The organism is Lentzea sp. NPDC036955, from assembly GCF_055608005.1.
Genome location: NZ_JBVJRC010000006.1, coordinates 114,630 through 138,405 on the forward strand (window position 1 = coordinate 114,630; position 23,776 = coordinate 138,405).

18 protein-coding genes are annotated in these 23,776 nt (G+C 71.2%); 7 read left to right on the plus strand and 11 right to left on the minus strand.

The genetic code is table 11. The annotated features are described in order from the left end of the window. From ACZ7CF_RS21305 to ACZ7CF_RS21315, 3 genes are all read right to left on the minus strand, one after another. Positions 1-3,705, minus strand: a complete 3,705-nt coding sequence (locus ACZ7CF_RS21305) for a discoidin domain-containing protein (RefSeq protein WP_470370349.1) — start codon at positions 3,703-3,705, stop codon at positions 1-3. 284 nt (positions 3,706-3,989) lie between these two features. Then, positions 3,990-5,417: an alpha/beta hydrolase family protein gene (locus tag ACZ7CF_RS21310; RefSeq protein WP_360389803.1), complete on the minus strand. Its 1,428-nt coding sequence runs from the start codon at positions 5,415-5,417 to the stop codon at positions 3,990-3,992. Between the two features lie 143 nt (positions 5,418-5,560). Continuing rightward, positions 5,561-8,659 (minus strand): S8 family peptidase, encoded by a 3,099-nt coding sequence (locus ACZ7CF_RS21315; protein ID WP_470370350.1) that lies wholly within the window; start codon positions 8,657-8,659, stop codon positions 5,561-5,563. Between the two features lie 196 nt (positions 8,660-8,855). Here ACZ7CF_RS21315 and ACZ7CF_RS21320 point away from each other — a divergent pair, with 196 nt between their 5' ends. Further along, a complete protein-coding gene (locus ACZ7CF_RS21320; RefSeq protein WP_360389798.1) occupies positions 8,856-9,452 on the plus strand; it encodes a TetR/AcrR family transcriptional regulator in 597 nt (198 codons plus the stop codon). Here the strand turns inward: ACZ7CF_RS21320 and ACZ7CF_RS21325 are convergent. Next, a complete protein-coding gene (locus ACZ7CF_RS21325) occupies positions 9,436-10,683 on the minus strand; it encodes a cytochrome P450 (RefSeq protein ID WP_360389795.1) in 1,248 nt (415 codons plus the stop codon). The two genes, ACZ7CF_RS21320 and ACZ7CF_RS21325, sit on opposite strands and share 17 nt — an antisense overlap. Positions 10,684-10,783: 100 nt before the next feature. Then, positions 10,784-11,197 carry a VOC family protein gene (locus ACZ7CF_RS21330; protein ID WP_470370351.1) on the minus strand — a complete coding sequence of 138 codons (414 nt, stop codon included), beginning with the start codon at positions 11,195-11,197 and terminating at the stop codon, positions 10,784-10,786. An 82-nt stretch (positions 11,198-11,279) separates the two neighbouring features. On the opposite strand from ACZ7CF_RS21330, the gene ACZ7CF_RS21335 reads away from it, so the two are divergent. Further along, positions 11,280-11,921 (plus strand): GntR family transcriptional regulator, encoded by a 642-nt coding sequence (locus ACZ7CF_RS21335; protein WP_470370352.1) that lies wholly within the window; start codon positions 11,280-11,282, stop codon positions 11,919-11,921. Here ACZ7CF_RS21335 and ACZ7CF_RS21340 read toward each other — a convergent pair. The 4 genes from ACZ7CF_RS21340 to ACZ7CF_RS21355 all read right to left on the minus strand — a co-directional run bounded on the left by ACZ7CF_RS21340 (position 11,918) and on the right by ACZ7CF_RS21355 (position 14,854). Beyond that, the gene (locus ACZ7CF_RS21340) at positions 11,918-12,523 is read right to left on the minus strand and encodes a response regulator transcription factor (protein WP_360389786.1); all 606 of its coding nucleotides are present in this window, start codon (positions 12,521-12,523) and stop codon (positions 11,918-11,920) included. The two genes, ACZ7CF_RS21335 and ACZ7CF_RS21340, sit on opposite strands and share 4 nt — an antisense overlap. After that, complete coding sequence (locus ACZ7CF_RS21345; protein ID WP_470370353.1) at positions 12,520-13,620, minus strand: sensor histidine kinase; 1,101 nt, start codon at positions 13,618-13,620, stop codon at positions 12,520-12,522. The genes ACZ7CF_RS21340 and ACZ7CF_RS21345 overlap by 4 nt, the downstream gene beginning before the upstream one ends. Positions 13,621-13,630: 10 nt before the next feature. Then, positions 13,631-14,371 (minus strand): hypothetical protein, encoded by a 741-nt coding sequence (locus ACZ7CF_RS21350; RefSeq protein WP_470370354.1) that lies wholly within the window; start codon positions 14,369-14,371, stop codon positions 13,631-13,633. Positions 14,372-14,464: 93 nt separating this feature from the next. Further along, positions 14,465-14,854 carry an ATP-binding protein gene (locus tag ACZ7CF_RS21355; RefSeq protein WP_360389778.1) on the minus strand — a complete coding sequence of 130 codons (390 nt, stop codon included), beginning with the start codon at positions 14,852-14,854 and terminating at the stop codon, positions 14,465-14,467. Positions 14,855-14,945: 91 nt separating this feature from the next. On the opposite strand from ACZ7CF_RS21355, the gene ACZ7CF_RS21360 reads away from it, so the two are divergent. Then, on the plus strand, positions 14,946-16,229 hold the full coding sequence (locus tag ACZ7CF_RS21360; RefSeq protein ID WP_360389775.1) for a hemolysin family protein: 1,284 nt from the start codon (positions 14,946-14,948) through the stop codon (positions 16,227-16,229). 64 nt (positions 16,230-16,293) lie between these two features. Further along, positions 16,294-17,232, plus strand: a complete 939-nt coding sequence (locus tag ACZ7CF_RS21365; protein ID WP_360389772.1) for a sigma-70 family RNA polymerase sigma factor — start codon at positions 16,294-16,296, stop codon at positions 17,230-17,232. Positions 17,233-17,352: 120 nt separating this feature from the next. Here the strand turns inward: ACZ7CF_RS21365 and ACZ7CF_RS21370 are convergent, their stop codons facing one another. Both ACZ7CF_RS21370 and ACZ7CF_RS21375 read right to left on the minus strand, forming a co-directional pair. Continuing rightward, positions 17,353-18,834: an alpha/beta hydrolase gene (locus tag ACZ7CF_RS21370; protein ID WP_470370355.1), complete on the minus strand. Its 1,482-nt coding sequence runs from the start codon at positions 18,832-18,834 to the stop codon at positions 17,353-17,355. A 36-nt stretch (positions 18,835-18,870) separates the two neighbouring features. Then, positions 18,871-20,379, minus strand: a complete 1,509-nt coding sequence (locus ACZ7CF_RS21375; protein WP_470370356.1) for an alpha/beta hydrolase — start codon at positions 20,377-20,379, stop codon at positions 18,871-18,873. Between the two features lie 334 nt (positions 20,380-20,713). Between ACZ7CF_RS21375 and ACZ7CF_RS21380 the strand changes: the two genes are divergently transcribed. From ACZ7CF_RS21380 to ACZ7CF_RS21390, 3 genes are all read left to right on the plus strand, one after another. Beyond that, positions 20,714-21,466, plus strand: coding sequence for a DUF427 domain-containing protein (locus tag ACZ7CF_RS21380; RefSeq protein ID WP_470370357.1), 753 nt, complete (start codon positions 20,714-20,716; stop codon positions 21,464-21,466). 75 nt (positions 21,467-21,541) lie between these two features. Next, positions 21,542-22,165, plus strand: a complete 624-nt coding sequence (locus ACZ7CF_RS21385) for an acyl-CoA-like ligand-binding transcription factor (RefSeq protein ID WP_360389760.1) — start codon at positions 21,542-21,544, stop codon at positions 22,163-22,165. A 56-nt stretch (positions 22,166-22,221) separates the two neighbouring features. Beyond that, positions 22,222-23,715, plus strand: a complete 1,494-nt coding sequence (locus ACZ7CF_RS21390; protein ID WP_470370358.1) for an MDR family MFS transporter — start codon at positions 22,222-22,224, stop codon at positions 23,713-23,715. Positions 23,716-23,776: the final 61 nt, after the last annotated feature.

Below are 23,776 nucleotides of genomic sequence, written 5' to 3' on the forward strand. Positions count from 1 at the left end.
TCAGTTGATGGTGATCTTGAAGGTGGACGTCGTGTTCCTGATGTCCTGGAAGTTGTTGCTGAAGCGCAGGCCGTTGAACGTGACCTCGCCGACGGCGGGACCCTGGTTGGGTTCCGGCATCTCGTTGGCCCACAGCCCGAAACCGGACTTGGCGTCGAACGCGTCACCGGACTTGCGCGCTCCGGAGATGCTCACGTTGGACAGCACCGTGTCCTGGAAGACGTTCTCGGCGGCGCCGTTGTACTTGGTCTGGAACATGATCCCGCTGTAGGTCGGGTCGATGATCTCGACGTCGCTCACCCGGATGCCGGTGTACTTCTTGGAGGCGGAGAACATCCAGATCGCGCCGAACGTCTGCGCACCCCAGAAGTGACCGCCGGAGCGGACCAGGGTGAGGCCGCTGAACGTCGTCGGCTCCGGCCCGAAGTCCTCCATCGGGTAGCCGAAGTCGAGCGAGCTGATCGTCACCGCCGAGTAGGTCAGGGTGTCGGCGACGTAGATGTTGCGGAACGTGTTGAGCTTGCCGCCGTAGACCGCGAGACCGGCCGCGCGCCACGGCGTGAGCACCGACAGGTTCTCGAAGACGTTGTTCTGCTGGCCGCTGCCGCCGTTGTCGGTGGCGGCGAACAACGCGAACGCGTCGTCACCGGTCGAGCGGGCCTCGATGTTGGCGACGCGGTTGCCCGACGAGCCGTTCGTCATGTTCAGGCCGTCCGCGTACATGTCGCGGATGCGGTTGTCGCGGATGACGTTGTTGTCGACGTTGTTGCCCCAGAACAGGCACATCATGTGCTCGACCCAGATGTTCTCGATGGTCATGTTCTGGACGCCCGCGAGGTCGAACACCTTCCCCGGTCCGTTGATGCGGGCGGTGTAGTTGCCGAACACGGCGAACCCGCTGAACGTCGAGCCGTTGGCGGACGACTGCGCGGAGAAGCCGATGTCGGTGTTCTCCTGCGACAGCGGTGCCTGGAAGCGGGTGAACCAGGGGCCGGCGCCGACCACCCTGACCGCCTTGCCGTAGACCTGGAACTTCTGCGCCGTCTGGTAGGTGCCCGCGGGCAGGTAGACGCCGACGAGGGTGCCGGTCGTGTCCATCCGGACGCGGTCCAGGGCGTTCTGCACGTCCTGGTGGGTGAACCCGGCGGGCACGGCGTAGCGTGCGGCGTCGGGGTTCGCGGCGGCCGTCACCTGTTCGAAGTTCACGAAGTCGATCGCGTAGTTCGTGGTGTTGGCCGCGTCCTTCTGCAGCTTGATCTTCGTGCCCGCCGGGAACGTGGAACCGAGCACCACGTTGGCCTCGTCGTAGACGTGGCGCGGCCCGCCCGCTCCCGGCGAGTTGCCCGGCTCGGCCTCGTTGCCGTACTGCCACATGTACTTCGACGTCAGGTCGATCGCCTTGTGGAACTGGCCGTTGACGTAGACGTTGAGGGTGCTCGTGATGCCGCCGCCACCGGAGCTGTCCGGGATGGAGAACCGGGTGACGAGCGTGTTCGTCGGAACGGACGTCGTGAACTCGACCGACTGACCGGTGCCGGTCAGCGTGACGGCACGGCGGCCGGACGCCTCACCGGCGAGGTCGCCGATCGTGCGGTTCGGGCTGAGGACCTGCGCGCCACCGCCGGCGGTCGCGTCCTCGGCTTCCACGTGCTGCCACGGGACGCTCGCGCCGCGGCCGATGAACAGCGACTGCTCGCTGGTGTTGTTGCCCTGCTTGGCGGGGATCTCGTTGCCGTCGTTCGCGATGACCGTGCGGACGGTGTAGCGGCCGTTGGCGGCGGTCCAGGTGCCGAGGGTGACCGGGGCGGTCGTCGCACCGGCGCCGATCGTGCCGGTGTGGCTGCCGGTGAGCGTGCGGACGGTCTGGCCGCTGCTGTTCAGGACCGTGACCGTGATGCCGTGTGCTCCGGTCGCGCTCGCGATGCTGCCCTGGTTCTTCAGCGCGACGCTGAACGTGGTGGTCTGGCCGTTGCCCGGGTTGCTCGGGGACCAGGACGGCACGGCGACCAGGTCGGAGCTCGGGACCGGTGTCACGACGAGCCGGTCGGGGTGGACGCGGGCGTTGTTGGTCTCGTTCTGCTCCGCCACCTTCCCGGTCTCGTCGACCTTGGCGGTGTACTCGTACGAACCCTCCGGACGAGCGGAGACCGCGGTGCTCACGTTCGCCTGCGCACCGGCCGCGAGGGCGGCGACCTGAGCCGTGCCGACCGCGGTGGTGCCGAGGAAGAACGTCACGTCGGTGGCTCCCGACGCGGCACTGCCGGCGTTGCGGACGGTGGCGTTGAGCGTGATCCGGTCGGTCTCGACGGGGGCCGTGGGCGTGAACGACGTCGCGGTGACGGTGAGGTCGGGGTTCGGGGCAGGGGTGCCGAACACCTGGACCTCCGCCACCTGGGCGCCGGGCGCGCCGGTGTTGGACGTGAACCGCAGCTGCACGTCGGCGACCCTGGCGGCCGCGCTGATCGTGACGCTGTTGCCGCTCGCCGGGTCGAAGCGGTGGTCGCGGCCGGCCACCAGGCTGGTGAACGCGGTGGCGTCCTGCGCACGGCCGAGGACCTCGACGTTCTGCGTGCGGGCGCCCCAGGCCTGGTCGGGGTTGAGCTTGACCACGACCGACGAGACGTCGGCGTTCGAGCCGAGCCCGACGGTCAGCGTGCCGGGGAAGCCGTTGGACTCCCAGTAGGTCTGCACGTTGCCGTCGTTGGCGTTGGCGGCGACGAAGGTGTGCACGTTGTGGTTCGCGGTGACCGGCTTGCCCTGCGCCAGGTTCTGGCCCGTCGCACCCTCGCGCGTGACGGAGCCGCTGGCGGCTGACTGGTTCCCCGCCGCGTCCTTCGCGACGACGTGGTAGGTCACCCGCAGGCCGTCGGGCTGGGTGTCGGTGTAGGTGGTGCCGGTGACCGTGGTGCGCAGGCTGCCGTTGGCGAAGACGTCGTACCCGGTGACGCCCACGTTGTCGGTGCTCGCCGACCAGGTGAGCCGGACCTGACCGGACTGCGGCTGGGTGAACGCGAGGTTCGCCGGCGCGGACGGCGCCTGCGTGTCACCGGTCGCCGGTCCGTGCACCTCGAACTCGCTCAGCTGCCCCGCGGGCCAGCCGGTGTTCGCGGTGATGCGGAGCCGGACGTACCGCGTGGTCGCGGCGGTGAAGTCGATGGTGGCGGTGTTGGCCGCGGCCGGGTTGAACTCGTAGCCCCGCGCCGCCACCAGGTCCGTGAAGGAGCTGCCGTCCGTGCTGCCCTGGACGGCGATCGTCTGGGTGCGCGTGCCCCAGTTCGCGGCCGGCAGCTTCAGCACGACCCGGTCGGCCTTGGTCGCGGAGCCCAGGTCGGCCTGGATCCACTGCGGGAACGCGTTGTTCGCGCTCTCCCAGTACGTCGACTGGTCGCCGTCGCCCGCGTTGCCCGGCCCGTAGCCCTGGTTCGTGCTGCTGGCGGTGAGGGTGGCGGCCAGCCTGGCGCTCGCCTGCGCCTCGTGGACCTGGAGCTTCGCCGTGGTCTTCGTGGCGCGGACGTGCTTGGCGAGGGTCGGGTCGACGCGGAAGGTGACCTTGCCGTCCCGGAAGGTGTGCGGCTGTTCCGCGACGAGCGTGGACCAGCCTCTGCCGTCCAGGCTCGTCTGCACGGCGAACGTCTCCGTGCCGGCACCGGCCTTGGTGAGGGTGACCTCGTCGATCCTGGTCTGCTGCGCGAGGTCCAGGCTCACCGGCGCGGCCTGTGCGGCAGGGGCGACGACCAGCGTCGCGGCGGCGAGGGTTGCTGCGGCTAACGGGGCTAGCAGGGAGCGAGCGCGTGTCGTCGGTGACATGGCGTGCTTGGCCCTTCTCGGTGGGGACGCGAGGGGGTGTGGCGCGCCTCACCGTAGAAGTGACCAGCAGATTACCGCAATATCTCGACGTGATTGCGCAAATTTGCGACAGAGTGCTCTGAACAGGAAAGACGGGTGCTTCGAGGTGGGGTTGAGTGGCCTTTTGCGGTCAGGACGGTCGATCACCAGCCATGCTGTGAAGTCGGACGGCTTCGGTTCGCGTCCGAACGGTGCGGGGAAATTGCTTCGGCGTCGAGGCGTCCGCTTGCGGTGGTTTGCGGTTCGGTTGCGGGCGTTGCGTAAGGCTTGCGCAAGTCCCTGACCTTCGCGAAGAACGCTCTGGCTCGGTTCAGCAGATCGATCTTGTTGGCGCGCTGCGCGAAGGTGTGTCCCTCGCCGGGGTAGACGACGAGCTCGGAGTGCGGGACGGCCGCGTGCAGCAGCTCGGCCTGCTCCAGCGGCACATTCGTGTCGTCGGCGCCGTGGACGATCAGCAGCGGCGTGCGGATGCGGTCGGCGTAGGTGATCGGGCTGGTGTCGAGGCTGTCGCTCAGCGCGGCCTCGAACCGGCCCCACTCGCCGGTGGCGACCTGCCGAGGCCAGTGCGAGATGCCGGCACCGACGAACGCCGCCTTGAACCGGTCGGTCCGCGTCGTCGCCCACGCCGCCAGGTACCCGCCGTGGCTCCAACCCGCGATGCCGAGCCGGTCGGGGTCGGCGATGCCCCGCTCGACGAGCAGGTCGACGCCGGTCTCGACGTCCTGCCACTCCTCCAGGCCGACGCGGTGGCTGACGGCCGCGGCGAACGCGTGGCCGCGGCCGAGTCCGCCGCGCGGGTTGGGCAGGAAGGTGGCGAAGCCCTGCTGGGCGAACCACTGGGCGGACGGCACCCAGCCGAGCTGGAAGTCGTCGGCCCAGCGGTCGTAGGGGCCGCCGTGCACGAGGGTGATGAGGGGGAAGGGGCCGTCGGCCGCGCCGGTCGTGCCGGTGGGGAGGACGAGCAGGGCGTCGAGGCCGAGACCGTCGTGCGCCCGGTAGCGCAGGCGGTGCTGGGGGCCGAGCGGGATGTCCAGCGGTGCCCTGCGGCCGGGGCGGTGGGAGCCCTTGACGCGTGCGATGGGCGTTCCACCCGGCCTCGCGTCGGCCCAGGCGTCGTCGAGGCGGTGGAACTCGGTGTCCAGCCCGGTCGCGACCACCACGATCGGCGCGCCGTCCGTCTGCACGAGGTCGGTCGGGCACGCGGGCAGGTCCGCGGTGAGGTTGCGGTGGTCCTGGTCGAACACAGCCATCCCGCCCTGCAGGCCCGGCGGGGTCAGGGCCAGGTAGAAGATCCGGTCGCCCCACCACACCGGCGTGCGCGCGTCGGCCGGTGCGGGCCCGAGGTCGGTCACGGTGCCGTCCGGGGCGACGACGTGCAGAGCGGGGTTGAGCAGCCCGGGGTCGATCCGCGGAGCCGACCAGCTGAGCACCGCCCGCCGGCCGTCGGGGTGCACGGCGACGTCACCGGCGCGGGCGACGTGGCGGTGCGGGACCAGCTGGGGCGGTTCGGCGGCGGGCGCCGGGCGTGCAGCGGTCCAGTCGGCGACCATCTCGTCGGTCAGTTCGCGCACCGCGGTACCCCCTTGCCGTCGGGCTCTGCTCCTCAGCTGACCACGGCGCCCCCGGTCGTGGCCAGGTCGTCCGGTGCGGGAAGGGAGGCCCGCGTGCCCTGTCGCCTCGTGAGCTGCCAGGGCACGCGGACCGGCTCAGCGCGTCACCGCAGCAGGTAGGCGTTGATGATCGTCTGCTCCACCGTCTGCCCGCTTCCCACCGCGCGGGCGCGCAGCGACACCGACTTCGCGTCCCGCGGGTGCGCCAGCAGCAGGCGGTTGCCGTGCACCGGGGTGGACTTCCACGTCGTGCCGCCGTCGTAGGAGACCTCGACCGACGTCACCCGCACGTCGCCGGTCAGCGACTGGGTGGTGATCGGCACGCCCCACGCGCGACCGGCGGGTGCGGTGCCGTTGTCGTCGAGCTCCGGGGTGAAGCGGACCACCGACAGCGGCAGGGCGGTCCGGCCGGAGGTCGTGCCCGAGCGGAACGTCCACCTGCCCGAGACCTTCGTGCTCAGCGCGCTGTCGCGGACGGCCTCGGTGACGACCTCGTACCCGGCCTCGCCCGGCGCGGTGTCGTACACCGCCCAGCCGGGTTCGCCGGTCTCGAACTCGCGGACGCCGTCGCGGAGGACCGTCGTGCGGGCCGAGGTGACCGGGCTGTACCCGGCGTTGCCCGCGGAATCGCCGAACAGCGGGATCGTCACCCGGACCAGGTCGCCGGTGCGGAACGAGTGCGGCACGTCGCGGGTCGCGGGCAGGGCGGGGCCGAAGACGGCGCGGTGGAACGGTTCCCCGTAGTGCCTGCCGGGGCGGTAGTGGCGCAGCGGGCCGTCGAGGGTGCCCGCGTAGCCGGCCGGGGAGAACAGGGTCAGGCGGCGCGACCAGTCGGCCCCCTCACCGCCGTAGTACTCCGTGCGCGGGCCGGGGACCAAGGCGTCGAGCGAGCCGTAGGTCCACGCTGCGCGGCCGCGAGGGGCGACCGTGTGGCCGATGGTGGCGGTCTGGCCGTCCCGCAACGGGGGCAGGTCGACCTTCACCACGGCGAGGTCCTTCGCGGCCACGGTCTTCGACAGCCCGGTGAACGTGCCGCCGGCGCGGTACCAGGCCAGGCCGTAGAAGTCGGTGCCTGCGGTCCAGAACGTGGCGACCTGACCGGTGACCTCCTCCGAGTCCGGGCCGAGGTGCGCGAGGCCGAGGTGCGCGATCGAGCCGCCGACGGAGAAGTTGCCGACGGTGTAGGCGGTTCCGCCGTGCACCCGCTCGAAACCGGTCTGCAGCAGGCTGAGCCGCGCGTCGACCGGCGGCGTGACGTCGACCGGCCTGGCCGTGCGGGCGTCCAGGTCGATCGTCATCGGGCCGGTCACGCTCAGGTTCGGGTAGCTGAACGAGTCGTGCGTCCACTCCGCGGAGCCCAGGACGCTGCCGCTGAGGAGGTAGTCGCCCTTCTCGACGCGCACGACGCCGGTGGCGCTGCCGGGCCACGCGCGGGCGCCGGTGCCGACGTTCACGAGGAACGCGCTGAGGTAGCCCGGTTTGGCGCCGGTGCGGTCGACGGCGTTGATCGTGAGGTCGTAGCTCTCCTTCTCCAGGTCCACCACGACGGCCGTGCGGACGCCGGACGCGACGACCGCGCCGCCGACCACGCCACCGGCGGGCTGCCGGGAGACGTCCGCGGTCACGGTGGCGGTGGCGGTGCCGCCGGCGGGAACGGTCAGCTGTGCCGGTGAGACGGAGAAGACCGCGCCGTTCGTGTCGGTGCTGAGGTCGAGCGTGACCGGTGCCGTGCCCGCGTTGGTGTAGGTGATCTCCTTGGCCACCACGGGTTCGCCGGTGTGCGGCCAGAGGTGCCGGCCGAAGCTCAGGCTGCCGGGCGAGCTCGTCACGTTCCGCGCGATGGCCTTCGCGACGTCGACGCGGCCGGAGCCCTGCTCGAACGGCGTCGCGCTCGCGGCCGGCGTGGCGCTGCCGGTCAGCCGCGCCTTGAGCTGGGGACCGCTCAGGCCGGGGTGCCGCTGGCGCAGCAACGCCGCCGCGCCCGCCACGTGCGGGGTGGCCATCGAGGTGCCGTCGAGCGCGGTGTAGCCGGGTTCGACGGGGGCGCCGATGCGGCCGTCGGAGTGCAGGGCGGCGACGATGCCCACACCCGGCGCGGTCAGGTCCGGCTTCAGCGTGCCTGCCTGCGCCGGGCCGCGGCTCGAGAACTCGGCGACCCGGTCCCGGTCGTCGACCGCGCCGACGGTCAGCGCGGCGTCGGCGGTGCCGGGGGAGCCGAGCGTGCCGCCCGCGGGACCGCTGTTGCCCGCCGCGACCACGAACAGCGTGCCCTTCTCGGCGGTGAGCCGGTTGACGGCCTCCTCCAGCGGCTCGACCTCGGGGGTGTCGAAGCCGCCGAGGCTCATGTTCACGACCTGGGCGCCCTGCTCGACGGCCCACTCCATGCCGGCGATGATCTGGCTGTCCTGCCCGGACCCGTTGTCGCCCAGCACCTTCACGTCGAGGATGCGGGCGTCCGGCGCGACACCGCGGTACTTGCCGCCGGACCGCGCGCCGGTGCCCGCGATGATGCTCGCGACGTGCGTGCCGTGGCCGTGGTGGTCACCGGCGTCCGGCGAGCCGGTGAAGTTCCGCTCGCCGATCTCGCGGTCGGCGAGGTCCGGGTGGGTCTGGTCGACGCCGGTGTCGAGCACCGCGACCGTCGTGCCCGCACCGGTGTACCCGGCGGCGTGCGCGGCGGGGGCGCCGATCTGCCGGACGCTCCGGTCGAGGGTGGCGTGGCGCTTCGCGTCCAGCCAGACCTTCTCCACACCGGACAGGGAGAACGTGCCCGCCGCGGTCAGTCCCGTGACCGGCGTCCTGGCCGCGTCGAACGCGACACCGTTGATGCTGGGCAGGTCCAGCCCGGACTGGGCCCGCGGCGCCCCCTCGGGGTAGGTGACGATCACCGGCAGCGCACCGCCGTGGCCCGCGAGCTCGGTGACGTCGAACAGTCGCTCGTCGAGGCGGCCGTCGGCGATGAACGGCATGGCGTCGTCCGGCACCACGAACTCCCGCCCGCCCGCCGTGTACGAGGTGAACAGCACGCGCTCCCGGCCCGGCGCCGGCTGCACCGCGCGCTGACCGGGCAGCACCCGGTCGCCGGTGATCAGCGTGACCGGTGCGGCGCCGGCGGTGGTCCGCGACGGCTGCGGGGGTGCGGCGGTGGCCTGGCCCGCGGTGAGCAGGGCACCGGTCAGTACGACGACTCCGAGTACGCGCACCCGGTCCTCCGTGGGTCTGTGAGAGCGATCTCACGGACCGTAGTGAGGTGTTCACGCGGGTGACAAGGGATCGGAGCAGATCCGGTCCAGACCAATTTTGACACCTGCGCTCGATGGTTCGGTCAACCGTCTCAGCAGGTCCGCGCGCGTCGCCCGGTTACGGCGCCGACAGGCGCGAGGACCTAGGGTGTGCGGCATGACTGGCCTGCGGGAGCGCAAGAAGGCGGCGACACGGGAGGCGTTGGGGGACGCCGCGCGGAGCCTGTGCGTGCAGCACGGCCTCGACGGCGTGACCGTGGAGCAGATCGCGCACGCGGCCGGGGTGTCGCTGCGGACGTTCTTCAACTACTTCTCGTCCAAGGAGGAGGCCGTGGTCGCCGGTGACTCCACGGCGGCCGAGGCGTTCGTACACGCGTTCGCGTCCCGCCCGGCGGAGGAACCGCTGCTGGCCGCGCTGCGGGCGGCACTGCAGTCCACGTTCCCCGAGCACCTCGACCTCGACCGGTTGCGGCAGCTGCGGGAGCTGCGCCGCACGCCCGCGCTCCTGCCGCACGTCCTCGCGGCCTACTCGACGCGCGAGCAGGAGCTGACCGCGGTGATCGCCGAGCGGACCGGCCTGGACCCGGAGGTCGACCCCTACCCGGTGGTGGCGGCCTCGATGATCACGTCGTCGCTGCGCTCGGTCGTGCAGTGGTGGCTCGACTCGCCGGAGGCGACCAGGACGTGGTCGGGTGCCGAGCTGATCGACCGGTGGATCGACCAGCTCGGCACCGGCCTCACGCGTCCCAGCTGACCGGGAGCGCGTGCACGCCGTAGATCGCCATGTCGGTGCGCAGCGGCACCTCCGTCGCGGGCACGGCCAGCCTGAGGCCGGGAAGCCTGCGCAGCAGCTCGGTGAAGCCGACGACCATCTCGACGCGGGCGAGCTGCTGGCCCAGGCACTGGTGGATGCCGTGCCCGAACGCCAGGTGGTGCCCGCGCGGCCGGTCGACGCGCAGCTCGTGCGGGTCCTCGTACTGCTCGGGGCTGCGGTTCACCGCCGGCACGGCCACGAGGACCGTCTCACCCGCGGGGATCGTGACACCGCCGACCTCGCTCTCCTCCTTCGCGAACCGCGGCACGCCGAACGCGATGATCGACAGGTAGCGCAGCAGCTCCTCGACCGCGTTCTCGGTGAGCTCGGGCCGGGCCCGCAGCAGCTCCAGCTGCTCCGGGTGTTCGAGCAGCGCGAACGTGCCCAGCGCCAGCATGTTCGCCGTCGTCTCGTGGCCCGCGATCAGCAGCAGGTTCGCGATGCCGACCAGCTCGTCCTCGGTCAGGTCGGTCTCGGTGACCAGGCCGGACAGCAGGTCGTCGGTGGGCTTGGCCCTCTTGGCGCGCACCAGGCCCTGCATGAAGCGCCGCAGCTCGGTGCCGACCTTGATCTGCTCGTCGATCGTGGTCGTCAGGCTGAGCAGCTTCGAGGTGGTGCGCTGGAACTCGTCGCGGTCGCCGTAGTCGACGCCCAGCAGCTCGCAGATCACCAGCGACGGCACCGGCAGCGCGAAGTCGTGCACCAGGTCCGACGGCGGGCCCGCGGCGACCATCGCGTCCAGCTGCTGCGTCACGATCTCGTGCACGCGCGGCTCCAGCTGTCGCATGCGCCGCACGGTGAACTGCCCGGTCAGCATCCGCCGGTAGCGGGTGTGCTCGGGGGCGTCCATCGAGATGAACGACCCGGCACGGCGCTCGGGCGGGAAGATCTCGTTGAACAGCTCCGGCGACATCCGCGCCCGCACCCGCGGGTTGCCGAACCGGTCGGCGCTCATCCGCGGGTCGGCCAGCACCGCCCGCGCCTCGTCGTGCCCGGTGACGACCCAGACCGCCTCGCCGCCGTGCTCGACCCGGTGCACCGGCCCCTGCCCGCTCAGCTCCAGCAGCCCCTTCGCCGGGTCGAACGGGCACCGGCCGCGCCGGGTCAGCTCAGCGGGCAGCTGGGGCCGGATCAGCTCCTGCGCGGTGCGTTGCCGCTCTGCCGTGGTCATGGAAGCGCTCCCGTCCCCGGCCCCGCGTGACGGGGCCGTCGCTCGGTGTCACCTCCACGCTACCGAAACTTGCGCATCGTGCAAGATTTTTGGCCGCCCTTTACGTCGCGAACACCTGCGCGTCGTCGGCGAACGCCTTGAACTCCAGCGCGTTGCCCGCCGGGTCCAGCAGGAACATCGTCCACTGCTCGCCGGGCAGCCCCGCGAAGCGCAGGTAGGGCTCGATGACGAACCGCGTGCCGGCCGCCGTGAGTCTCGCGGCGAGGACCTGGAACTCGTCGGGCGTGAGGAGCAACCCGAAGTGCGGCACCGGCACGTCGTGCCCGTCGACCGGGTTGTGCACCCGCTCGACCCGCGGGGCCAGGTGCGTGACGAACTGGTGGCCGTGCAGGTTCCAGTCGATCCAGGTGTCGGAGCTGCGGCCCTCGTCGAGACCGAGGACGCTGCCGTAGAACGCGCGGGCGGCGGCGAGGTCGTCGACGGGCATGGCGAGGTGGAAGCGGGGGATGCTCACGCTAGTGCCTTTCTGTTGTCTGAATGTTGACATTAGGACAACGACGCTGGTCAGCGGAATGTGCGCTTGTTAACATTGCGCCATGGCACGGTTGGAGCCCGCCCGCAGGCGCGGCCTGAGCAGCGAGGTCGCGGACGCGATCCGGACGGCGATCTTCGACGGCCGCTACCCGCCCGGCAGCCCGCTGCGCGAAGTGGAGCTGGCCGAGGCGCTGGAGGTCAGCCGCGGCCCGGTCCGCGAGGCGCTGCAGCAGCTGGAACGCGAAGGGCTCGTCCGCACCGGCTGGCACCGCGGCGCGACGGTCGCCGAGCTGTCGGCCCGCGACGTGGCCGAGCTCGACAGCCTGCGCGGCGCCCTGGAGGTGCTCGCGGTGCGCCGGGTCGTCGACACCGCCGCCGACCTCACCGCCGTCGAGAAGGCCGCGCAGGAGATGGAACGCGCCCGCACCCCGCACGAGATGGTGCAGCTGGACATCGAGTTCCACGACGCCGTCTACGCCGCCGCCGACCACTCACGGCTCGTGCACGCCTGGGAGGCCATCCGGTCGCAGGTGCACCTGTTCCTGCTCACGCGCGTTGCGGTGAGCACGGAGGGATACCTGGAGCACGTGCGTGACGAACACCGTGCGCTGGTGGAAGCCTTGGGGGCCGGGGACGTCGAGGGTGCTCTGCAGCTCTTCGCGGTGCACCGCAAGCACGCGTTCGACGTGCTGACGTCGAACTAGAGCCAGCCGTGTTCCTGCGCCAGCTGGAACGCCTCACCCCGGCCGGCCACGCCCAGCTTGGCCACCGCGGCCGACAGGTGGTTGCGGACCGTGCCCGGTGACAGCGACGTGCGGGCCGCGATCTGCGCCACCGGGGTGCCGAACCCGCTGAGCCGCACCACCTCCAGCTCGCGCTGCGTCAGCGGGCACGGGGGAGCGGCGAGCGCGTCGGCCGCGAGCGCCGGGTCGACCCAGCGGGACCCGGAGTGCACGCGGCGGATGACGTCGGCGAGCGTGCCGCCGGGGGAGCCCTTGGGCAGGAAGCCCTTCGCACCCGCCCGCAGGGCCTGCTGCAGGTGCGGCGGGCGGCCGCGGCCGGTCAGGACCACGACGGCGCACGACGGCAGCACGCGGGCGAGCTCCGCGGTGACCTCCAAGCCGTCCAGGGCGGGCATCTGGAGGTCCACCACGGCGACGTCGGGGCGGTGGGCCAGCGCCGCGTCGACGGCGGCCCGGCCGTCACCGGCGCTGGCCACCACCGACAGGTCCGGTTCGAGGTCGAGCAGCGCGGCGAGGGCGTCGCGGATGAGCTCCTCGTCGTCGGCCAGCAGCACCCTGATCACGCGAGCACCACGACCCGCAGCGTGAAGGTGCCGGCCGAGCGCTCGCCGGAGATCCGGCCGCCGTGCGCGGCCAGCCGTTCGCCCAGGCCGCGCAGGCCGTTGCCCCCGCGTTCGGGCGCGTCCGGGTCGACGCCGTCGTTCGTGACCGTCATCAGCACCTCCCCGTCCCGCTCGGCGAGGTCGATGATGCACCACGTCGCCCTGCTGTGGCGCAGCACGTTGGTGCAGGCCTCCCGCACCGCCAGCGCGAGCTGGGTGGCGCTGTCACCGGTGAGGCCGCCACTGTCGGGGACCGTGCACCGGATGCCGGCCTCCCGCAGCACGCCGCGCACCGCCGCCAGCTGCTCGGCCAGGTCGACCGCCCGGTAGCCGTCCACGGCGGCGCGCACCTCGCTCAGCGCCGAGGACGCCAGCCGCTGCGCCTCGAACGCCTCGGCCGCCGCCCGCTGCGGGTCCGTGCCGGCGAGCCGCCCGGCCAGCTCGGCCTTCAGCGCGATCACGGTCAGCCGGTGCCCGAGCAGGTCGTGCACGTCGCGGGCGAACCGCAGCCGTTCCTCGCTCACCGCCAGCGCCGCCCGCGCCTCCCGGCCCGCCCGCGCCTGCTCCAGCAGCCCGGCGTACCACGTCGGCAGCCCGGCCATCGCGATCACCGTGGCCGCGACCGAGGCGGCGATCAGCAGGTGGGTCGCGGGCATGCCACCGACGGCGAACCCCACCACCCCCGCCAGCGCCACCCCGGCGACTGCCGCCGCCCACCGCCACACGCCGGTGAGCAGCAGCGGCGCGAACCCCGCCGCGACCCCGCCGACCCACGCCCACGGGTGCAGACCGGCCGGTCCGACCGGCGCCACGAGCGGGATCGACACCAGTGCGGCCGCACCCAGGACCCAGAACGTCCCGGAGCGCACCGCCACCACGCACGCCGCCGCGAGCAGCACCAGGCCCAGCCCGCCGAGCCAGCGCGTGGCCGTCGGCTCGCGCAGCACCGCGACGAGCGGCACGACCAGCGAGCCCGCCCACAGCGAGTGCAGCGTCCAGCGCAACGCGGCCCGTGCCGGATCGGTCCGGGGCAGCTCGGTCCGGGAAAGCTCGGTCACCGCCACCACCCTAGAGCCACGCGATCATGATGGTGACCGCCACGACCAGGTCGAACACCCCGCAGAACTCCGACCACCAGCGCGGCACGACGGCGTTGCGGACGTGGTGCACGAGGTCCCAGACGGCGTGCGCGCCCCACCCGGCGGCGATCAGCACCACGCCGAGGTCGGCCGACGAGGTGGTGACCACGGCCGCGAGCGCCGCGTAGGCCCCGAACACGGCCAGCTGCACGCGCGGTGCCCGCCGGCCCCACATCAGGTAGACGGCCTGGCACACCAGCAGCGTCCACACCGGGGGCACCAGCGCCGCCTGCCAGAAGTCGAACGTCAGCGCCAGCGCGACCATCGTCGGCCAACGGTCGCCCAGGAACCGGATGGCCGGGTTGGTGGACGCGACGCCATGCTCGTGGCGGTAGCGGACCAGCACGAAGATCATCGCGGGCACCATCAGCAGGTGACCGCCTATGAGCACGGCATCGCGATCCACCGCACCCGACCAGTAGGGCACCAACAGCACGAGGTACGGCACCGCCATCGCGGCGCACATCTCCACCACGCGCCCATGACCGCGATAGCGCATCCACAGCGCCATCGGCACGGACATCGACACAGCCATCCACAGGACGGTGAGCTCGATCGAGTCCGGCGTCCACAGGGGTCCCAGCAGGGACATTCCCAGGAGCATCGCCACGAGCATCTCGACGCCGTGGCGCACCAGCGGCCGGACCGCGGAAGTTGTCGTCGTTGTCATGCACTGAGCGTCGAACCGACGCCCGGCAACATCCATCCGCGCGATGTCATGTCTTCACCGTGCGAAACGCACAGCCGAACCGTGCGCCTGAGCTCAGACGCTGATCTCCGCCCAGACGGTCTTGCCGTCGGCGGCCTCACGCGTACCCCAGCAACGAGAGAGATGGGCGACCAACACCAAGCCACGCCCGCGGGAGTCGGCGATGCGCGACTCGCCCAGCTGCGGCAGTTCGGCGGGTGTCCCGTCCTCGACCTCGACGCGAATGACCTCATTGGTGCGTGACATGCGCACCACCCGTGGAGCGGCCGCGTGCTCATAAGCGTTGCTGGCCAGTTCGGTGCACACCAGTTGCACGTCCAGCAGCACGTCCTCGGACAGGTCGGCAAGCAACGTCGAAGCCCACGAGCGCAGGTCCGCCAGATCCGGGTCGGAGTCGGGCAGGGGATATCGCGCTGAGGTGCGGAGCACCTCGGGAGCGTCCATCTCGATCCACCCCGTTCACGTTCTGGCTGCCCTGGCTGCTCAAGACGGCCGTCAGGTCGCGAAATACCACCGCGGGTGCTAACCCAAACGCATGGACGGCTTCGGGTTCGACCTTGCGCTGGTCGGAGTGCTGGTGTTGTTGAACGCTGCGTTCGCGGGCAGCGAGATGGCGTTGGTGTCGCTGCGTGAGGGGCAGCTGCGCGCGCTGGAACGGGATGGGCACCGCACGCTCGTGCGACTGGCACGGGATCCGAACAGGTTTTTCGCAACCATCCAGATCGGCATCACGCTGTCCGGGTTCCTCGCCTCCGCGACCGCGGCGGTGTCGCTCGCGCAGCCGCTGGTGCCCGCACTGGAGTTCCTCGGCAGCGCGGCGAACGGCGTGGCGATCGCGCTGGTGACGATTCTGCTGACGTTCGTCACGCTGGTGTTCGGCGAGCTCGCGCCCAAGCGGCTCGCGATGCAGTACGCGGTGCGCTGGTCGAAGATCATCGCCCGGCCGCTGGACGTGCTGTCGACCGTCTCCCGCCCGGTCGTGTGGCTGCTCAGCAAGGCGACCGACCTCGTGGTGCGCGTGTTCGGCGGTGACCCGAACGCCGACGAGGAGCAGATGTCACCCGACGAGCTGCGCGAGCTGGTGGCCGTGCAGAAGCACCTGAACGCCGAGCAGCGGGAGATCATGACCGGTGCGCTGGAGATCCACGAACGGCGGCTGCGCGAGGTGCTGGTGCCCCGTCGGCAGGTGGTTGTGCTCGACGCGAGTTTGACCATCCCCGTGGCGAGGGAAACCCTGGCCCAGTCCGGGCACTCACGGGCGCCGGTGGTGCGGGACGGCCACTTGGACGACGTGATCGGCGTCGTGCACCTGCGCGACGTGCTGGACGACACGGCGGCGTTGAAGGACGTGGCCCGGCCCGCACTGATGCTGCCGGACTCGTTGCGCGTGACCGACGCGTTGCGCCGCATGAAGGCCGAGCGCGAACAGCTCGCGCTCGTGGTGGACGAGCACGGCGCGGTCGACGGCATCGTCGCGCTGGAGGACCTGCTCGAGGAGGTCGTCGGTGAGATCTACGACGAGACGGACCGCGATGTCGCGAACGTCCGCACCGAAGCGGACGGTTCGCTGATCCTGCCGGGAACTTTTCCGGTGCACGACCTCGTTGACATCGGGGTCGAGCTGCCGGAGGCACCGGAGGGGGACTACGCGACGATCGCGGGTCTGGTCCTGGTGGTCCTCGGGAGAATCCCGGAAGGACCCGGAGACGTGGTGCACGTCTCCGGCTGGGAGATCACCGTGCAACGCGTGGAACACCACGCGATCACACGGGTGAGGCTGAGGTCACAACCGAAAACGCGGAATGACCAAGAGGTCTGAACCGTTACACCAGAGGCGGCCAGCTCGCCCGCACCACCTGCCAATCGGAAACGGGGGATCTGTCATGCCTGCAGAACTGAAGAACCGCGCGTCCGGACAGCAGGACGCGGACCTGGTCGGCCAGTACCTGCGCGACGTGGGCAGCACGCCGCTGCTCACCGCCGCGGAGGAGGTCGTGCTCGCGAAGGCGATCGAGGTCGGCCTGTACGCACAGCAGCTGCTCGACTCCGGCGACACCACGCGGGACCGGCGCACACTGCGCCGGCTGGTCGCCGAGGGCGAGCGCGCGAAGGACCACATGATCCGCGCGAACCTGCGCCTGGTCGTGTCGGTCGCGAAGAAGCACTCGTTCCGCGGCCTGCCGTTCCTGGACGTGGTGCAGGAGGGCAACCTGGGCCTGATCCGCGCGGTCGAGAAGTTCGACTACGCCAAGGGTTACAAGTTCTCCACCTACGCCATGTGGTGGATCCGCCAGGCCATCGAACGCGGTCTGGCCGACCAGACCCGCACCGTGCGCCTGCCGGTGCACGTCGTGGAAGAGGTCAACAAGCTCAACCGGATCGGGCAGAAGCTCTCCGCCGAGTTCGGTCGCGAGGCCACCGTGGAGGAGATCGCCGCGCACGCCAAGGTGTCCGCGCAGCGCGTGCATGACCTGCGCGACGCGGCCCGCACGTGCGTGTCGCTGGAAACGCCGGTCGGCGACGAGGGTGACTCGGTGCTGGGCGACCTGATCCAGGACGGTGATGGCGTGTCGGCGCCGGACCTGGTGGAGCAGCAGGAGTTCGTCGAGGGCGTGCGGTCGCTGCTGGAGGTCCTGCCCGAGCGCCAGGGGCGGATCATGCGGCTGCGCTTCGGCCTGGAGGACGGCCGGGAGCGGACGCTGCAGGAGGTCGCCGACGAGCTCGGCCTGACCCGTGAACGGATCCGCCAGCTGGAGAAGCAGTCGCTGGCCGTCCTGAAGTCCACCGGCCGCCCGGAGGAGCTCTTCGCTCTCGCCGGCTAAAACCGCCTGTGCTGTCTCACAACCGCGCACGAACGCCCCACAGGCCCATCGGCCCGCCCCCGCTGCCCAGGCATCTGCAAGTACTTGCAGATGCCTGGGCAGCGATGAGGCGGCGAGTGGTCAGCGGCGGTGCTTGTACAACGGCACGGACGCCGCCGAACCGGGCAGGTGCGGATTCGGGTTGGCCGCGCACACCGTGCCCGCCGCAGGCAGCTTCACGTCGAGCAGGTACGCGTTCATGTGGTCCGTGATGCACGCACTGACCCCATAAGCCGTGTGACCCCATCCCGCGTAGGTGAGCAACAGGCTGTTGGGCAGCTGACGGGCCACGGCCTGCGCACCGCGGTAGTCGGTCGCACCGTCGAAGTAGTTGCCCACCACCAGTACCGGTGCGGAGGTGCGGGCGTTCCACGGGCCCGTGTAGCGGTCGGGGTTCGTGGGCCAGTTCGCGCACGCGGCGTTGCCCCACCACCAGTACGGGCCGAACTCCGAACCCGCCTCGGCATAACGCCCGATGGCGCGGTAGGTCTCGAAGTTGCGCGGGTACTCGATGTCGGCGCACGCGTTGCCGTTGTAGGCGTCGAAGAAGTTGTCGTAGTCCGGTTCCGCGGCGGTCAGCACGGTGCCGGTGGAGGCGTCGGAGAGCCTGTCGAGCAGGGCGGCGATGGCGGGCCAGGCGTCAGGGGCGTAGCCGGTGCCGATGGCCGTGCCGATGATGGCGTCGTAGGTGTAGGTCTGGTCGCCCAGCTGGATCGGCTTGGCCTTCGCCGCGGCGAGCAAGGCCTTCCAGCGCTGGGCTGAGTTCGGGGCGAGGGGGCACGCCGCCTCGTCGCACAGGCGCAGGAACTCGTCGAACACCTCCTTGCCGGCGATGCGGTCCGACTCGATCTGGCGGCCGCCCGACCACAGCACGGGGTTGAGCACGCCGTCGATCGCGAGCGCGCGGACGTTGCGGGGGAACAGGTTCGCGTACGTCGTGCCGAGGAACGAGCCGTAGGAGAAGCCGAGGTAGGTGAGCTTGCGGTCACCGACGGCGCTGCGGAGCAGGTCCAGGTCGCGGGCCACGTCGGCGGTGCTCATGTGGCGGGCGATGGGCTCGCCGGAGCGGCACTTCGGGCCGAGGGTGCGGTAGCGGTCGAAGAACGGGCGCTCCTGCGCCGCCCGGTACGGGAAGCCGGGCAGGCCCTCGAAGAACTCGTCCAGGGCCTCCTCACTCGGGAAGCAGTGCAGCGGGTCGGAGCGGCCGACGCCGCGCGGGTCGAAGCCGACCACGTCGAAGCGGCCCCGCAGTGCGGCCGAGAGCTGGTCGCCGATCGAGTGGGCCAGGTCGACGCCGGACCCGCCGGGACCACCGGGGTTGAGGAACAGCGACCCGATGCGGCGGGCCTTGTCGGTGGCGGGCTTGCGGGTCAGCGCCACGGTGGTCGTGGCGCCGCGCGGGTCGTCGTGGTCGAGCGGCACGCGGACCGTGCCGCACTCGAAGCCGGGGTGCTCCGGTCCGCAGGCCTGCCAGTCGATCCTGGGCGCGCCCTGCTCGGCGTGCGCCACCGGGGTGAGCGTGACCATGAGCGCTGCGAGCGCGACGAGCGCGATTGTTCGCATGGGCGAGTCCCCTCGTGTCAGCCAGGAGCGCTCTTCCTATCTCGCTGCGGCGGGGTGCGTGTAGCGACGAAAGTCGTCTTCGACCGACTGGGACGGCGCAGCGCTGAACGGGTTGGGGTTCGCAGGGCACACCGTGCCAGGCGGGGGCAGCGTCACGTCCAGCAGGTACGCGTAGATGTGGTCGGCCGCGCACTGGCTGCGCCGCCACGACACGTGTCCCCAGCCCGCGTACGACAGCAGCCGGCTGTTGGGCAGTTGCCGGGCCACGGCCTGTGCGCCGCGGTAGTCCGTTCCTCCGTCGAAGTAGCCACCCACCACCAGTACCGGTGCGGACGTGTGCGCGGTCCACGGGCCCGTGTAACGGTCTTCGTTTGCCGGCCAGTCGGCGCACGCCGAGTTCGTCCACCACCAGTACGGGCCGAACTCGGAACCTGCCTCCGCATAACGCCCGATGGCGCGGTAGGTCTCGAAGCTGCGCGGGAACTCGATGTCCGCGCACATGTTGCCGAGGTTGGCGTCGAACATGTTGTCGTAAGGCGAAGTCACGAGTGCGGTGACACCAGGTTCAGCCGCGGCATCGGCGAGTTGGGCGAGCGTGGTCGCGATGACCGTCCACAGCTCCGATGCGTACCCGGTGAGTCGTGCGTGGCCCACGACCTGGTCGTAGGTCCACAGCTCGTCGCCGAGCTGGATCGGGTTGGCCCGCGCGGCGGCGAGCAGCGCGTCGTAACGCTGCCGCGAGGCGGGTGCGAGCGGGCAGGCGGCCTCGTCGCAGAGCCGGAAGAACTCGTCGAGCACTTCCTCGCCGGCGACGCGGTCCGACTCGATCTGACGGCCGCTCGAGTACCGCTCGGGGTCCAGCACGCCGTCGATTGCGAGCGCGCGGACGTTGCCGGGGAACAGGTTCGCGTACGTCGTGCCGAGGTACGAGCCGTAGGAGTGGCCGAAGTACGTGAGCTTGCGATCACCCAGCGCGCGGCGCAGCAGGTCCATGTCGCGTGCGACGTCGGCGGTGCTCATGTGCCGTGCGATCGGCTGGTCGCACTTGGCGGCGAGGGCGCGGTACCGGTCGAAGAACGGCCGTTGCATCGACGGCCGGTAGGGGAACAGCGGCAGGTCGGCCAGGTACTCGGCTCGCTCCTGCTCGGAGGCGAAGCAGCGCAACGGGTCCGACCGGCCGATGCCGCGCGGGTCGAAGCCGACCACGTCGAACCGGCCCTGCGTCCCCGCCGACATCCGGGCGCCCCACGCCCACGTGTAGTCGAGGCCGGAGGCACCGGGGCCGCCGGGGTTGAACAGCAGCGACCCGATCCGCCGCGCCGGGTCCGCGGCGGGCAGGCGGGTCAGCGCGAGCGTCGTCGTGGCGCCGCGCGGGTGGTCGTGGTCGAGCGGCACCACGAGCTGCGCGCACTCGAAGCCGGGGTGGTCGGGGCCGCACGCCTGCCAGGCGATCGGCGGCACCGCGGCCCACGCGGGTGGTGCGGGCGCGAGGGTGGACACCGCGACCGCGACCGCCGCGACCAACCTGGGCACGAACGCGCGCATGGCTCCCCTTCCAGCGGGCTGAGGAGCCATTCATAGCCGTGATCAGTCGGGCCGTCGATGCTTTTGACGAACTCCCAGCTGAGCGGCGATCTGATCGTGGATCGGCGTGCTCATGACGACCGGTCCCGCCGGTGCGGCGGGAGGTGTCGGACCAGCCTTGTCGGTTTCCTCCGGCATGCGAGGAGCGTAGGCATGGTCGTTGACCCCCCAACGACGCCGACCGGGATTTCACCTTCCTTGTACCCCAGTAGGTGATACCCGATCGAGCGATTTGCGCTCCGCGTCGAGGGCGGGCCGCGGAACAGCCGCCGATCGCGTCTTGTTGTGCCGGTACATGGACAACGAGCAGCGTGGCCGCGTGCGCGTGGAGCACTCGGCGAAGCGGGTCCGCACGTACTCCGGTGGCGAGCTGGTCGCGGACACGACCGCGCCGCGGCTGGTCTGGGAGATCCCGCACTACCCGGCGTACTACCTGCCGCTGGCGTCCGTGCGCGCCGAGCTGAGGCCGACGGGGGAGACGCGGCACTCGCCGAGCCGGGGCGAAGGCGTGCTGCACGACGTGGTCACCAGGGGCGGAGTGGCCGAAGGAGCCGCGCTCACCTACCCCGGCTCGCCGGTCGAGGAGCTGAGGAGCCTCGTGCGGTTCGAGTTCGCGGCGATGGACGAGTGGCTGGAGGAGGACGAGCCGGTCTACGTCCACCCGCGCGACCCGTACACGCGCGTGGACGTGCTGAACAGCTCGCGGCACGTGCGGGTGGCGTTGAACGGCGTCACGCTGGCCGCCTCGGCCCAGCCGCGCATCCTCTTCGAAACCGGCTTGCCACCGAGGTACTACCTGCCGTTGAGTGATGTCCGGTTCGACCTGCTCCGCCCCTCCGCCACGCAGACGCGGTGCCCGTACAAGGGCACGGCGACGTACTGGTCGGTCGAGGTCGGAGGGGTCCTGCACGAGGACCTCGCGTGGATCTACCGCACCCCGCTGCCGGAGAGCCAAAAGGTCGCCGGGCTGGTGTGCTTCTACAGCGAGAAGGTCGACCTGCACCTGGACGGGGAGCTGCAGGAACGGCCGAAGTCGCCCTGGTCGTGACCGGCACGCGCCGACGAGATCCTTCACACACTGCAAACTTGCAGTGACTGCAAAAATATCCTGTACTGTCGACCCGTGAACCAGTCGGGGGAGAGCCTGCGCGACCGCAAGAAGCGCCGCACGCGTGCCGCGCTGGAGCGGGCGACGCTGCGCCTCTCCGCCGAGAGGGGCTTCGACCACGTCACCGTGGAGGAGATCGCCGCCGAGGCCGACGTCTCGGTGCGCACCTTCTTCAACTACTTCGCGAGCAAGGACGACGCGCTGATCGGCGCGGACCCGGAGACGGGCCCGCGCATGGCCGAGCGCGTCCTCGCCGCGGACGGGGTCACGCCCTTCGAGGCGTTCCGCGCCGCCGTGCTGGCGGAGATCGACGACGAGCTGAACAACGCGCGTGACCTGTGGCTGCTGCGCAAGGACGTGCTGATGCAACGCCCCGACCTGCTGGTCCGCGCGTTCGCGTCGAGCGCGGAGGCCGAGCAGCTGATCGGCGCGGCGGTGGCGCAGCGCAGCGGGCTGCCCGCCGACCACCTGTACCCGCGGCTGCTGGTGGCCGCGGGCACCGTCGCGTTCCGCTGCGCGGTCACCCGCTGGGCGCTCGACGACGAGGTCGCGCTGGGCGACCTGATCTCCGAGGCGCTCGACCTGCTCGGTGCCGGACTGGCTCACGCACCGCACCACCACGAAGGGGGACCCTCATGAGCACCGGAACCGAAGCGCCAAGACCCGCCCACAGCAGACGCGACGTCCTGCAGGCCATGTCCGGCCTGATGATGGGCATGTTCGTGTCCATCCTGGCGAGCACCATCGTCTCGAACGCCCTGCCGCGCATCGTCGCCGACCTCAAGGGCTCGCAGTCGATCTTCGCCTGGATCGTCACCGTCGAGCTGCTCGCGATGACCGCGACCGTGCCGCTGTGGGGCAAGCTCGCCGACCTCTACAGCCGCAAGCTGCTGATCCAGGCCTCGCTGAGCCTGTTCGTCGTCGGCTCGCTGATCGCGGGCTTCTCGCAGAACATCGAGATGCTGATCGTCAGCCGCGTCGTGCAGGGCCTCGGCGCCGGTGGTGTCACCGCGCTCGCCACGATCGTGATGGCGGCGATGATCCCGCCGCGCGAGCTCGGCCGCTACTCCGGTCTGTTCGGCGCCGTGTTCGGCGTCGGCACCGTGGCCGGCCCGCTGATCGGCGGCCTGCTGGTCGACACCTCCTGGCTGGGCTGGCGCTGGTGCTTCTTCATCGGCGTCCCGTTCACGCTGGCCGCGATCTGGCTGCTGCAGCGCACCCTGCACCTCCCGGTCGTGCGCAACGAGAACACGAAGATCGACTTCCTGGGCGCGTTCCTCATCGTGTCCGGTGTGTCGACGCTGCTGGTGTGGTCCTCGCTGGCCGGCCAGAAGTTCGAGTGGGCCTCCGGCTGGACCGCGCTGCTCGTGTCGCTCGGCGTGGTGCTGCTCGTCGCCGCGGTGTGGGTCGAGTCCCGCGCCCACGACCCGATCATCCCGCTGTCGATCTTCCGCAACCGCACGGTCTCGCTGGCCACCCTCGCGAGCGCGCTCGTCGGCGTGGCGATGTTCGGCGGCACGGTCTTCCTGTCGCAGTACTTCCAGCTCTCGCTCGGCAAGACCCCGACCCAGGCCGGTCTGCTCGGCCTGCCGCTGATCTTCGGCCTGCTGGTGTCGTCCACCGTCGCGGGCCAGCTGATCACGAAGTACGGCCGGTGGAAGGCGTTCCTGGTCGCCGGTGGCGTCGTCATGGTCGCGGGCATGCTGCTGCTGTCCACGATCACCGCGCAGACCACGGTGTTCATGGTGGGCGTCGACATGTTCGTGCTCGGCGTGGGCGTCGGCATGCTGATGCAGAACCTCGTGCTGGCGGCGCAGAACGACGTGCCCGCCCGCGACCTCGGCGCCACGACCTCGACGCTGACGTTCTTCCGCTCGCTGGGCGGCGCGATCGGCGTCTCGGCGCTGGGCGCGGTGCTGGCCAGCAAGGTCTCGTCGCTGACCGAGGAGAAGTTCGGCCCGATCGCGACCGCCGGCGGCGAGAACGCGGTACCGGACATCACGAAGCTGCCGCCGGAGGTCAAGGCCGTCATCGCCGACATCTACGCCACGGCGACGGCGGAGATCTTCCTGGTGGGGGCGCCGTTCGCGGTGCTCGCGTTCCTCGCGGTGGTGTTCATCAAGGAGAAGCCGCTCAAGGAGCAGAGCGGGGACGAGCGACTGGCGGCGGAGATGGCCGCGGGGCACTGATCCTCGTAGTTCGGCACCGGCGCGGACCCCTGACTTTCGTCGGGGGTCCGCCCCGTCTTCC